The organism is Streptomyces sp. NPDC101191, from assembly GCF_044767915.1.
Lineage (GTDB): Bacteria > Actinomycetota > Actinomycetes > Streptomycetales > Streptomycetaceae > Streptomyces.
This window is the reverse complement of the sequence record NZ_JBIWOU010000006.1, coordinates 646,952-659,213: the sequence shown is the minus strand read 5'-3', so window position 1 is coordinate 659,213 and position 12,262 is coordinate 646,952. Positions and strand designations below refer to the sequence as shown.

General features: G+C 70.7%; 13 protein-coding genes. 6 read left to right on the top strand and 7 right to left on the bottom strand.

Annotated elements, in window-relative coordinates; translation table 11 throughout:
- The first annotated feature begins 101 nt into the window (after positions 1-101).
- A complete protein-coding gene (locus ACIRQF_RS26055; RefSeq protein ID WP_404095431.1) occupies positions 102-797 on the top strand; it encodes a FadR/GntR family transcriptional regulator in 696 nt (231 codons plus the stop codon).
- A 248-nt stretch (positions 798-1,045) separates the two neighbouring features.
- Here the strand turns inward: ACIRQF_RS26055 and ACIRQF_RS26050 are convergent, their stop codons facing one another.
- The 3 genes from ACIRQF_RS26050 to fabG form a co-directional block, all read right to left on the bottom strand.
- On the bottom strand, positions 1,046-1,456 hold the full coding sequence (locus ACIRQF_RS26050; RefSeq protein ID WP_404095429.1) for a hypothetical protein: 411 nt from the start codon (positions 1,454-1,456) through the stop codon (positions 1,046-1,048).
- Between the two features lie 161 nt (positions 1,457-1,617).
- Entirely contained in the window at positions 1,618-2,394 is a 777-nt protein-coding gene (fabI, locus tag ACIRQF_RS26045; protein WP_376629889.1) for an enoyl-ACP reductase FabI, read from the bottom strand.
- A 5-nt stretch (positions 2,395-2,399) separates the two neighbouring features.
- Positions 2,400-3,116 (bottom strand): 3-oxoacyl-[acyl-carrier-protein] reductase, encoded by a 717-nt coding sequence (gene fabG, locus ACIRQF_RS26040; RefSeq protein WP_376629887.1) that lies wholly within the window; start codon positions 3,114-3,116, stop codon positions 2,400-2,402.
- A 187-nt stretch (positions 3,117-3,303) separates the two neighbouring features.
- On the opposite strand from fabG, the gene ACIRQF_RS26035 reads away from it, so the two are divergent.
- The 3 genes from ACIRQF_RS26035 (at position 3,304) to tyrS (ending at position 7,560) form a co-directional block, all read left to right on the top strand.
- The gene (locus ACIRQF_RS26035) at positions 3,304-4,836 is read left to right on the top strand and encodes a TldD/PmbA family protein (protein WP_376629885.1); all 1,533 of its coding nucleotides are present in this window, start codon (positions 3,304-3,306) and stop codon (positions 4,834-4,836) included.
- On the top strand, positions 4,833-6,224 hold the full coding sequence (locus tag ACIRQF_RS26030) for a metallopeptidase TldD-related protein (RefSeq protein WP_382480582.1): 1,392 nt from the start codon (positions 4,833-4,835) through the stop codon (positions 6,222-6,224). Before ACIRQF_RS26035 ends, ACIRQF_RS26030 begins: the two co-directional genes overlap by 4 nt.
- 67 nt (positions 6,225-6,291) lie before the next feature.
- A complete protein-coding gene (gene tyrS, locus ACIRQF_RS26025) occupies positions 6,292-7,560 on the top strand; it encodes a tyrosine--tRNA ligase (protein WP_382480584.1) in 1,269 nt (422 codons plus the stop codon).
- A 111-nt stretch (positions 7,561-7,671) separates the two neighbouring features.
- Here tyrS and ACIRQF_RS26020 read toward each other — a convergent pair whose 3' ends face one another.
- Positions 7,672-7,947: a GlsB/YeaQ/YmgE family stress response membrane protein gene (locus ACIRQF_RS26020; protein WP_376629879.1), complete on the bottom strand. Its 276-nt coding sequence runs from the start codon at positions 7,945-7,947 to the stop codon at positions 7,672-7,674.
- A gap of 169 nt (positions 7,948-8,116) precedes the next feature.
- Between ACIRQF_RS26020 and ACIRQF_RS26015 the strand changes: the two genes are divergently transcribed.
- Together ACIRQF_RS26015 and ACIRQF_RS26010 are read left to right on the top strand one after the other, a co-directional pair.
- The gene (locus ACIRQF_RS26015) at positions 8,117-8,452 is read left to right on the top strand and encodes a DUF3099 domain-containing protein (RefSeq protein WP_389754281.1); all 336 of its coding nucleotides are present in this window, start codon (positions 8,117-8,119) and stop codon (positions 8,450-8,452) included.
- A gap of 112 nt (positions 8,453-8,564) precedes the next feature.
- Positions 8,565-8,831, top strand: coding sequence for a hypothetical protein (locus ACIRQF_RS26010; protein ID WP_382480588.1), 267 nt, complete (start codon positions 8,565-8,567; stop codon positions 8,829-8,831).
- Between the two features lie 30 nt (positions 8,832-8,861).
- On the opposite strand, the gene moaA is transcribed toward ACIRQF_RS26010, so the two are convergent.
- The 3 genes from moaA to ACIRQF_RS25995 all read right to left on the bottom strand — a co-directional run bounded on the left by moaA (position 8,862) and on the right by ACIRQF_RS25995 (position 12,010).
- Complete coding sequence (gene moaA, locus ACIRQF_RS26005) at positions 8,862-9,851, bottom strand: GTP 3',8-cyclase MoaA (protein WP_404095422.1); 990 nt, start codon at positions 9,849-9,851, stop codon at positions 8,862-8,864.
- 150 nt (positions 9,852-10,001) lie between these two features.
- Positions 10,002-11,639, bottom strand: coding sequence for a cation acetate symporter (locus tag ACIRQF_RS26000; protein WP_376629872.1), 1,638 nt, complete (start codon positions 11,637-11,639; stop codon positions 10,002-10,004).
- Complete coding sequence (locus ACIRQF_RS25995; RefSeq protein ID WP_376629870.1) at positions 11,636-12,010, bottom strand: DUF485 domain-containing protein; 375 nt, start codon at positions 12,008-12,010, stop codon at positions 11,636-11,638. Before ACIRQF_RS25995 ends, ACIRQF_RS26000 begins: the two co-directional genes overlap by 4 nt.
- Positions 12,011-12,262 lie beyond the last annotated feature (252 nt).

Here is a 12,262-nt window from a genome sequence, read left to right as displayed (position 1 = left end):
ATGATTGGTTGTCCAATCTCGAACGATCGGCTTCCACGACTCTCGCCCCGAGCGGGCCGTCGGGGAGACGAACGACCGGAAGACGAACGAAAGGTGCGGCCATGGCGCTCGGCCATCCCCGGCGTACCGGGCTCTCCGACCAGGTGATCGCCGAGCTGCGGAACCAGATCACCTCAGGCGAGTGGCCGGTGGGGTCACGGATCCCGACGGAGCCGGAGCTCGTCGAGCAGCTGGGCGTCGCCCGCAACACCGTGCGCGAGGCGGTCCGGGCGCTCGCGCACAACGGGCTGCTGGACATCCGGCAGGGTTCGGGGACGTACGTCGTGGCGACGAGCGAGCTGGCCGGGGTCATGTTCCGCCGGTTCGCCGGCTCCGAGCCCCGGGACGTCGCGGAGCTGCGCTCCACGCTGGAGTCCTCGGCGGCCCGGCTCGCCGCGCAGCGCCGCACCGACCGTGACCTGAGGCAGCTGGACAGCCTGCTCCTGAAGCGCGAGGAGGCGTGGCGGTCGGGCGACGCCGAGGCGTTCGTGACGGCGGACGCGGTCTTCCACCACGCGGTGGTGGTGGCCTCGCACAACGACGTGCTCACCGAGCTCTACGCGGACCTGGGGCACGTCCTGCGCGAGTGGCTGCGCGGCGACGTCGGCCGGGAGCTGCGGCCGGAGAACCACATGGACCACGCGCGCCTGGTGGAGGCGATCCGCGAGGGCGACGCCGACCGCGCGGCGGCGGAGGCGGCGAGCTACCCCTTCCTGTGCCTGCGGAGCCCGGAACCGGCCGGGCCCCAGGGGGCCTGAGGCGCTTCGACAGGCCCACGGCGCCGGGCTCGGGAGCCCCGGGCCGGGACGCGGGGGCCCTGGGCCGGGACACAGGGGCCCCGATGCCGGGATCCCTGGGCCCCACCGGCACAGGAGCCCGGGCCGGGGCCGAGGGGACCGGGCCGGGACGGATGCCGGGATCCCCGGGACCCACGGCGTCAGGAGCCCCGCCGGGACCCAGGGGCCAGGGCCGGGACGGGTGTCCGGGAACCCTGGACCCGCCGGCCTCAGGAACCCCGGGCCGCCGGCTCGTGGGTGATCCACGCCGAGCGGACCTCTTTCCAGCACCGCGCGGTGACCTGGGCGTAGTCCGCGGGGCCCACCTCGACCGGGGCGCTGTCGGTGTCCACGTCCCACCAGCGGTCGCACTCGACGTGGAGGCGCACACGGTCGGTGCGCGGGTACGGGTTCTGGCAGTGGGCGGTGACGACGGAGCCCTGGACGAGCGTGCGGCAGGAGGCGCCGACGTCGTCGCCGGGGCCGGCCGCGGGGGCGGCGACGGACAGGGTGCCCGCGGTGGCGTCCGCGGCCGGGGCGGGAGCGGCACGGACCTCGGCGGCGACGGCCAGGCCGGCCAGACCCGCGAGGAGTGCGGCGGTCGAGAGGAACGCGGGGGCCCTGGATTGCGGCGCGCGCATACCCGTACCTCCTCCCCATCAGTAGCCGGAATGTCACGCTCTGACCCAGTCTGAGGGGATTCGTGAGACTTTTCGAGTCGGGACGGCGGACCCCGGGAACGCCAAGGGCCGGGGCCGCCTCGGAGGCGGGCACCCGGCCCTTGGTGTGTCTTCCGGAGCCGTCAGGCGCCGATGGCGTGCAGACCGCCGTCCACGTGGACGATCTCGCCGGTCGTCTTCGGGAACCAGTCGGAGAGCAGCGCCACGATCGCGCGGCCCGCCGGGTCCGGGTCGGACAGGTCCCACTCCAGCGGGGAGCGGGAGTCCCAGACGCTCGCCAGCTCGCCGAAGCCCGGGATGGACTTCGCGGCCATCGAGCCGAGCGGGCCGGCCGAGACCAGGTTGCAGCGGATGTTCTGCTTGCCCAGGTCACGGGCCATGTAGCGGCTGGTGGCCTCCAGGGCGGCCTTGGCCGGGCCCATCCAGTCGTACTGCGGCCAGGCGAACTTCGCGTCGAAGGTGAGGCCGACGACCGAGCCGCCCTCGCCCATCAGCGGCAGCAGCGCCATGGTCAGGGACTTCAGGGAGAAGGCCGAGACGTGCATGGCGGTCGCGACCGACTCGAACGGCGTGTTCAGGAAGTTGCCGCCGAGCGCGTCCTGCGGGGCGAAGCCGATGGAGTGGACGACGCCGTCGAGGCGGTCGCCCAGCTGCTCGCGGACCTGGCCCTCCAGGCGGGCGAGGTGCTCGTCGTTGGAGACGTCGAGCTCCAGGACCTTCACGTTCTCGGGCTTCGGGAGCTTCTTGGCGATGCGCTCGGTCAGCGTCGGGCGCGGCCAGGCGGTGAGGATGATCTCCGCGCCCTGCTCCTGGGCCAGCTTCGCGGCGTGGAAGGCGATGGAGGACTCCATCAGCACACCGGTGATGAGGATCTTCTTGCCCTCGAGGATTCCAGCCATGGTGATCAGTGACCCATTCCCAGTCCGCCGTCAACCGGGATGACGGCTCCAGTGATGTACGAGGCGTCGTCCGAGGCGAGGAACTTCACCGCGGCGGCGATCTCCTCGGGCTGGGCGTAACGGCCCAGCGGCACCTGGGAGACGATGCCGGCGCGCTGCTCGTCGGTCAGCACGGCGGTCATGTCGGTGTCGACGAAACCGGGCGCGACGACGTTGAAGGTGATGTTGCGCGAGCCGAGCTCCCGGGCGAGGGACCGCGCGAAACCGACCAGTCCGGCCTTCGAGGCGGCGTAGTTCGCCTGGCCCGCCGAGCCGAGGAGACCCACGACGGAGGAGATCAGCACGACGCGGCCCTTCTTGGCGCGCAGCATGCCGCGGTTGGCGCGCTTCACGACCCGGAAGGTGCCCGTGAGGTTGGTGTCGAGGACGGACGTGAAGTCGTCCTCGGACATGCGCATGAGGAGCTGGTCCCTGGTCACGCCGGCGTTGGCCACGAGGACCTCCACCGGACCGTGCTTCTCCTCGATCTCCTTGTACGCCTGGTCCACCTGCTCGGCGTCGGTGATGTCGCACCTGACGGCGAGGAAGCCCTGCTTCTCGAGCTCCGCCGGGTCGCCCGAGCGGAACGTGATCGCGACCTTGTCGCCTGCCTCGGCGAACGCGCGGGCGATGGCGAGGCCGATGCCCCGGTTGCCTCCGGTGACGAGAACCGAGCGGCTCAACGGATCACCCTTTCGATAAGCGGTCTGGTACGTCGAAAACCTATCGGTCCCCTCCACGATCCAGAGAATCGGGCCCTGACAGTGGCGTACGGATGTCACTGTCGGGTCCCTACAGAAAGGTCTGGGCATCGCGGCCGAAAGCACGACATGATCGGGGGCGACCGGTCTCACACGACAGGAGACAGCTGTGCAATCTGGGCCGCATTCCCTCGACGAAGCCTTCACCCAGCTCCCGTTGCGGGCCCTGGCCGACGCGGCGCTCGCGCGGGCGCGGGCGCTCGGCGCGGAGCACGCCGACTTCCGCCTGGAGCGGGTGCGCAGCGCCGCGTGGCGGCTGCGGGACGCCAAGCCGTCGGGTTCCTCGGACACCACGGACCTCGGCTACGCGGTGCGCGTGGTGCACGGCGGGGCGTGGGGCTTCGCGTCGGGCGTCGACCTGACCATGGACGCCGCCGCCCGGGTCGCCTCCCAGGCGGTGGCCATGGCGAAGCTGTCGGCGAAGGTGATCGCGGCGGCCGGGTCGGCCGAGCGCGTGGAGCTCGCCGACGAGCCGGTGCACGCGGACAAGGTGTGGATCTCCTCGTACGAGATCGACCCCTTCACCGTCTCCGCCGAGGAGAAGAGCGGGCTGCTCGCCGACTGGAGCGCGCGGCTGCTGCGGGCGGAGGGCGTGGCGCACGTGGACGCCTCGCTGCTCACCGTCTTCGAGAACAAGTTCTACGCGGACACGGCGGGCACCGTGACCACCCAGCAGCGGGTCCGGCTGCACCCGGAGCTCACGGCGGTCGCCGTGGACGGCACGACGGGCGAGTTCGACTCCATGCGGACCATCGCGCCGCCGGCCGGACGCGGCTGGGAGTACCTGACCGGCACCGGCTGGGACTGGGACGGGGAGCTGGAGGAGATCCCCGCGCTGCTCGCGGAGAAGATGCGGGCGCCGAGCGTCGAGGCCGGGCGCTACGACCTGGTGGTCGATCCCTCCAACCTCTGGCTGACCATCCACGAGTCGATCGGCCACGCCACCGAGCTGGACCGCGCGCTCGGCTACGAGGCGGCCTACGCGGGCACCTCCTTCGCCACCTTCGACCAGCTGGGCAAGCTGGCGTACGGCTCCTCGATCATGAACGTGACGGGCGACCGGACCGCCGAGCACGGCCTCGCGACCATCGGCTACGACGACGAGGGCGTCGAGGCGCAGTCCTGGGACCTGGTGAAGGACGGCACGCTCGTCGGTTACCAGCTGGACCGCCGGATCGCGAAGCTGACCGGCCTCGGGCGCTCCAACGGCTGCGCCTTCGCCGACTCCCCCGGCCACGTGCCGGTGCAGCGGATGGCGAACGTGTCGCTGCAGCCGGACCCGGGCGGGCTCTCCACGGAGGACCTGATCGGCGGCGTGGAGCGGGGCATCTACGTGGTCGGCGACCGTTCCTGGTCGATCGACATGCAGCGCTACAACTTCCAGTTCACCGGCCAGCGCTTCTTCCGCATCGAGAACGGGCGCCTGGCCGGGCAGCTGCGGGACGTCGCCTACCAGGCGACGACCACCGACTTCTGGGGCTCCATGGAGCAGGTCGGCGGCCCCCAGACGTACGTCCTCGGCGGCGCGTTCAACTGCGGCAAGGCCCAGCCGGGCCAGGTCGCCGCCGTCTCGCACGGCTGCCCGTCCGCCCTGTTCCGGGGTGTGAACATCCTCAACACCACGCAGGAGGCCGGTCGATGAGCCGCGTCAGCAAGCCGTACGAGATCGTCGAGCGGGCCCTGGAGCTGTCCCGCGCGGACGGGTGCGTCGTCATCGCCGACGAGCAGTCCTCGGCCAACCTGCGCTGGGCGGGCAACGCGCTCACCACCAACGGGGTCACCCGGGGCCGTCAGCTGACCGTGATCGCCACGGTCGACGGCGCCCAGGGCACCGCCTCCGGTGTCGTGTCGCGTTCGGCCGTGACCGCCGAGGACCTGGAGCCGCTGGTGCGGGCCGCCGAGGCGGCGGCGCGGGCCGCGGGTCCCGCCGAGGACGCCCAGCCGCTGGTGACCGGCGTGGCCGCGTCGCCCGACTTCACCGACGCGCCGGCGGAGACCTCCTCCGCCGTGTTCGACGCCTTCGCGCCGGCCCTCGGCGAGGCCTTCGCCCGGGCCCGGGCCGGCGGCCGCGAGTTGTACGGGTTCGCCAACCACGAGCTGACCTCCAGCTACCTGGGCACCTCGACCGGGCTGCGGCTGCGGCACGACCAGCCGAACGGCACCCTGGAGCTCAACGCCAAGTCGCCCGACCGCAGCCGGTCCGCGTGGGCCGGGCGCTCGACGCGGGACTTCAAGGACGTCGACCCGACGGCGATGGACGTCGAGCTCGCCACCCGGCTCGGCTGGGCCGAGCGCGGGATCGAGCTGCCGGCCGGACGGTACGAGACGCTGCTCCCGCCGACCGCGGTGGCCGATCTGCTGATCTACCAGATGTGGTCCTCCACGGCCCGGGACGCGGTGGAGGGCCGTACGGTCTTCTCCAAGCCCGGCGGCGGCACCCGGCTCGGCGAGACGCTCTCGCCGCTGCCGCTCACCCTGCGCAGCGACCCGCACGCGGCCGGACTGGAGTCCTCCCCGTTCGTGATCGCCCACGCCTCGGGCGACGACTCCTCCGTGTTCGACAACGGGCTGCCCATCTCCCCCGTGGACTGGGTGCGGGACGGGAAGCTGGCGCACCTGGTCACCACCCGGCACACCGCGGGCCTTACTCACTTGCCCGTCGCCCCCGGAGCCGGGAACCTGATCCTGGAGGGCGGCGGCGAGCGGTCCCTGGAGGAGATGGTCTCCGCCACCGAGCGCGGTCTGCTGCTGACCTGCCTCTGGTACATCCGCGAGGTCGACCCGGCGACGCTGCTGCTCACCGGGCTGACCCGGGACGGCGTCTACCTCGTCGAGAACGGCGAAGTGGTCGGCGCGGTGAACAACTTCCGGTTCAACGAGTCCCCGGTCGACCTGCTGTCGCGGGCCACCGAGGCGGGCCGGACCGAGAAGACGCTGCCGCGCGAGTGGAGCGACTGGTTCACCCGGGCCGCGATGCCTGCCCTGCGCGTGCCGGACTTCAACATGAGCTCGGTCAGCCAGGGGGTCTGACCCCCATAGACTGATCCGGACAACTTTTTCCGTAGGCACCAGTGATCATCACGAGGAGACGGACGACGTGACGGACATCGTCGACGAGCTGAAGTGGCGTGGGCTCTTCGCCCAGTCCACCGACGAAGAGGCCCTGCGCAAGGCGCTCGCGGACGGTCCCGTCACGTTCTATTGCGGTTTCGACCCGACCGCGGCCAGCCTCCACGTCGGCCACCTGGTGCAGGTCCTCACCGTGCGCCGGCTCCAGCAGGCCGGACACCGGCCGCTGGCGCTGGTAGGCGGCGCCACCGGCCAGATCGGCGATCCGCGGCCGACCGCGGAGCGCACCCTGAACGATCCGGAGACGGTCGCGAACTGGGTGAACCGGCTGCGTTCGCAGATCGAGCCGTTCCTGTCCTTCGAGGGCGAGAACGCCGCGGTCATGGTGAACAACCTGGACTGGACCGCCGGCATGTCGGCGATCGAGTTCCTGCGGGACATCGGCAAGCACTTCCGGGTCAACAAGATGCTGACCAAGGACTCCGTGGCCCGGCGCCTGGAGTCCGAGCAGGGCATCAGCTACACCGAGTTCAGCTACCAGCTGCTGCAGGGCATGGACTTCCTGGAGCTGTACCGGCGCTACGGCTGCACGCTCCAGCAGGGCGGCTCCGACCAGTGGGGCAACCTGGTGGCGGGCCTCGACCTGATCCACCGCCTGGAGCCGGAGGCGCAGGTCCACGCGCTGGCGACGCCGCTGATGGTGAAGGCGGACGGCACCAAGTTCGGCAAGACCGAGAGCGGCGCCGTCTGGCTGGACCCGGAGATGACCACGCCGTACGCGTTCTACCAGTTCTGGCTGAACGTGGACGACCGGGACATCTCCACCTACATGCGGATCCTCTCCTTCAAGTCCCGCGCGGAGCTGGAGGAGCTGGAGGTCCTGACGGCCGAGCGGCCGCAGGCGCGGACGGCCCAGCGGGCCCTCGCCGAGGAGCTCACGACCCTGGTGCACGGCGCCGAGCAGTGCCGGGCCGTCGTCGACGCCTCCAAGGCGCTGTTCGGCCAGGGCGAGCTGGGCGAGCTGGACGCGGCGACGCTGGCCGCGGCCCTGTCGGAGCTGCCGCACGCGCGCGTGACGGAGCTGGGCCAGGTCGTGGACCTGTTCACCGAGGTCGGTCTCGCGCCGAGCCGGTCGGCGGCCCGCCGTACGGTGAAGGAGGGCGGCGCCTACGTGAACAACGTCAAGGTGACCGCCGAGGACGCCGAGGTGTCGGCGGACGAGCTGCTGCACGGCCGCTGGCTGGTGCTGCGCCGGGGCAAGAAGAACCTGGCGGCGATCGAGCTGGTCGCCGGCTGACGGACGGCACGGCCGACCGCCGGCGGGGGCCCGCCCCGTACGGACACGACCGGGGGCCCGGTACGCGCGCTGTGCGCCGTACCGGGCCCCCGGTGTGTCAGCGGAGGGCGGTCAGGCCCGCTGCTTGTTGCCGCGGATCGAGGTCCACAGCATGTCCCCCACTCCGACCACGGCGACGGCGCCGATGAGCTGGAGCAGATGACGGGTCCAGTCGATGCCCTTGGTGTCGTTGACCCCGATCCAGGTCGCGACCGCGTTGCCGAGCACGCTGCCCAGAATGCCGAACACGGTCGTCAGCCAGAGCGGGATCTGCTGCTTGCCCGGGATGATCGCCTTCGCGATCAGACCCAGGACGAAGCCCACAATGATCGCCCACAACCAACCCATCGTCGCCTCCTTGTGCGCATGTGTGATCAGTCTCGGCGTATCGGCCATACGACGCATGTCGGGCGACTCCATACGCGCCCCGCCCTCCTCCGTCGGACATGACGGGCGTACCGTGGAATCAGGTACGGACCGGGGAGGGTCCGGCACGGCTCCTGGGTGGTGGAATGTGATGCGGAAGCATGGCGGAACCGAGGTCTTCCGGATCACGGGTGCCCGGCAGAGCCTGGCCGAGGACGTCCGCGGCCGGCAGCGGCGGTACGTCGTGTCGATGACGATCCGCACGCTCTCCGTGATCGCCGCCGCCTCGTTGTGGAACGTGGAGCGGCACGTGGCCATCGTGGCGCTCGTGGTCGGGGCGGTGCTGCCCTACATCGCGGTGGTGATCGCCAACGCGGGCCGTGAGTCCGCGCCGTCCCTTCCCTCCAGCTTCCTGCCCCCTCCGGAGCGCCCTGCACTGGAAGCCGATACGGAACGCCAGGACCGGAAAAACGATCACGCAGCGTGAGCGTGAAGCTCAAGAAATGCTCAGATCAATCATGAAGTTCCGGTGCACCGCACCCCATCCCCCGTGACATACTGCCTACGCGCTCCGCATCCCCCGTCGGAGCGACGGACCGATGCCGGGCAGCTCCCCCCGTGGCTGCTCGGCATCGCCCTTGCTGGACAATGATCAGGTGAGTGACGAGAAGCCGATCTGTTCCGCGAAGGGGTGCCGGGCCGACGCCGTCTGGGTCCTCGCCTGGAACAACCCCAAGCTGCACACGCCCGAGCGTCGCAAGACCTGGCTCGCGTGCGAGGAACACCGCGAGCACCTCTCCCAGTTCCTGGGCGTACGGGGTTTCCTGAAGGACGTCGTCCTGCTGAGCGAGTGGGACCCGGCCTGAGCCGAGGGGCCCCGTCCGGCCGGACGGGAGTCAGCCGCCGATCGCCGACATCGGGCGCTCGGGCTGGAGGAAGCTCGGGTCGTCCAGGCCCGAGCCGGCCTTCTTGCCCCACATGGCCTTCTTCCAGATGTCGGCGACCTCCGCGTCCGAGGCCTCGGAGCGGAGCGCCGCCCGCAGGTCCGTCTCCTCGGTGGCGAAGAGGCAGGTCCGCACCTGGCCGTCGGCCGTGAGCCGGGTGCGGTCGCAGGCCCGGCAGAAGGGACGGGTGACCGAGGCGATGACACCGACCGTGTGCGGGCCGCCGTCGACGACCCAGCGCTCGGCGGGGGCGGAGCCGCGCTCCTCGGAGCCCTCGGGGGTCAGCTCGAAGCGGGTGCGCAGCGAGGCCAGGATGTCGCCGGCGGTGATCATGCCCTCGCGCTTCCAGCCGTGCTGGGCGTCGAGCGGCATCTGCTCGATGAAGCGGAGTTCGTAGCCCTCCTCGACCGCCCAGGCGAGCAGGTCGGGGGCCTCGTCCTCGTTGAGCCCGGGCATCAGGACCGCGTTGACCTTGACCGGGGTGAGGCCGGCCTCGCGGGCGGCGGCCATGCCGTCGAGCACGTCCCGGTGCCGGTCGCGGCGGGTGAGGGTCTTGAAGACCTCGGGGCGCAGGGTGTCGAGGGAGACGTTGACCCGGTCCAGGCCGGCCGCCTTCAGTGCGGCGGCGGTGCGCTTGAGCCCGATGCCGTTGGTCGTCAGGGACATCCGGGGGCGCGGCGTCAGGGCGGCGCAGCGCTCGACGATGCCGACGAGGCCGGGGCGGAGCAGCGGCTCGCCGCCGGTGAAGCGGACCTCGGTGACGCCGAGGTCGGTGACGGCGACCCGCACCAGGCGGACGATCTCGTCGTCGGTGAGCAGGTCGGGCTTGGCCAGCCACTGCAGGCCTTCTTCCGGCATGCAGTAGGTGCAGCGCAGGTTGCACCGGTCGGTCAGGGAGACCCGCAGGTCCGTGGCCACCCGGCCGTAGGTGTCGATGAGCACGTGGCCCCCTCCCCTTGTTCCGGTTCGCTTCGTGTTCGAGCCTACGTGACCGCTCGGACACGGGCACGGGCCGATTGTCACGAGGACCGGACCGGCCGCGTCGTAGAACTCTACGACGCGGCCGGTGGTTCGCTGCGGAACGTATACGACTCAGTGCGCTCCGACTCCGGTGAGGGACTTCACCTCCAGCTCCGCGTACTTGCCCTTGTCCGCGTCCTCCTTGGACAGGAGGGTGCCGAGCCAGCCGAGCAGGAAGCCGAGCGGGATGGAGATCAGGCCGGGGTTCTCCAGCGGGAACCAGTGGAAGTCGACGCCCTTGAACATGGAGGTCTTCGGGTTGCCGGAGACCACGGGCGAGAACAGCACGAGGAAGACGGAGGCGGCCAGGCCTCCGTAGATCGACCAGAGGGCGCCGGTGGTCGTGAAGCGCTTCCAGAAGAGGCTGTAGAGGATCGTCGGGAGGTTCGCGGAGGCGGCGACCGCGAAGGCGAGGGCCACGAGTCCGGCCACGTTCATGTCGCGGGCGAAGGCGCCGAGGACGATGGCGACGGCGCCGATGAACACGGTGGCCCAGCGGGCGGCCCTCATCTCCTCCTTCTCCGTGGCCTTCCCCTTGCGGATGACGTTGGCGTAGATGTCGTGCGCGAAGGAGGACGAGGAGGCGAGGGTGAGGCCCGCGACGACGGCGAGGATGGTGGCGAAGGCGACCGCCGAGATGACCGCGAGCAGGATCGCGCCTCCGGTGGTGCCGACCCCGCCGCCGAGGTACTCGGCGAGCTGCGGGGCGGCCGTGTTGCCGGCCGGGTTCTGGGCCTTGATCGCGGCCGGGCCGACCAGGGCGGCGGCACCGAACCCGAGCGCGATCGTCATCAGGTAGAAGGCGCCGATGATGCCGATCGCCCAGTTCACGGACTTACGGGCGGCCTTGGCGGTCGGCACCGTGTAGAAGCGGATCAGGATGTGCGGCAGGCCCGCCGTGCCGAGCACCAGCGCGATGCCGAGCGAGATGAAGTCCAGCTTGGAGGTGCCGCTGGCGCCGTACTTGAGGCCGGGCTCCAGGAAGGCCGCGCCCTTGGTGCTCCGGTCGGCGGCGGCGCCGAGCAGGTCGGAGATGTTGAAGTCGAACTTGAGGAGCACCAGGAAGGTCATCAGCAGCGCGCCCGCGATGAGCAGCACCGCCTTGACCATCTGGACCCAGGTGGTGCCCTTCATGCCGCCGATGGTCACGTAGACGATCATCAGCACGCCGACCAGCGCGACGATGAGGATCTTGCCGGCGTCGCTGGTGATCCCGAGCAGCAGCGAGACGAGGACGCCGGCGCCGGCCATCTGTGCCAGCAGGTAGAAGATCGACACGACGATGGTGGAGGTGCCGGCGGCGGTGCGGACGGGGCGCTGCCTCATCCGGTACGCGAGGACGTCTCCCATCGTGTAGCGGCCTGAGTTGCGCAGCGGCTCGGCGACGAGCAGCAGCGCGACCAGCCAGGCGACGAGGAAGCCGATCGAGTACAGGAAGCCGTCGTAGCCGAAGAGGGCGATGGCGCCCGCGATGCCGAGGAAGGAGGCGGCGGACATGTAGTCGCCGGAGACCGCGAGACCGTTCTGGAACGCGGTGAACTGGCGTCCGCCCGCGTAGAAGTCGGAGGCGCTCCTGGTCTGCCGGCCGGCCCACACGGTGATGCCGAGGGTCGCGGCGACGAACACCGCGAACAGGGTGATGATCAGGGGCCGGTGCTCGGTGGAGGAGGCGGCGAGCACGGTGTGCGCGAGGGGTGCCGGGCTGCTCATGCGTCGGCCTCCATACGGGACTTGATGGCCTCGGACCGCGGGTCGAGCTTCGCGGCGGCGTGCCGCGAGTAGAGCCAGGCGATGAGGAAGGTGGTGGCGAACTGGCCGAGGCCGAGGACGAACGCCACGTTGACGTTGCCGAACAGCTTGGTCCCCATGAAGTCGCCCGCGTAGTTGGAGAGCAGCACGTACAGCAGGTACCAGGCGATGAAGGCGATCGTCAGCGGAAAGGCGAAGGAACGGTATGTACGCCGCAGTTCGCCGAATTCCTCGCTTTCCTGGACATCGACGAACTGCTCCGTCGTGGGCTGGACGGGACCGGGGGCGGTCTCCGCTCCGTTTCTCGGCGGCGGCGGTGCTTCGGTAGCCACGGACTCTCCTCGTGACGCGGGGGCGGACGGCTGGGTCAAGGGGGCCTCACCAGGGGTGCGGGAAACGGAGCCCGGTACGGAGCTCCTCCCCTGCACAACGGCACGGAGAGCACGGCGAAGCGGTTCACGCGGGTGGTTTTCTTTACCCGGATCTTCATGAAGTCTTCTCAACTCATTGATGACCGGGGAAGATCGGCGATAGCTTCACTCGTCATGCACCTGTCCACGCGCAATCGGCGTGCGGACAGTACA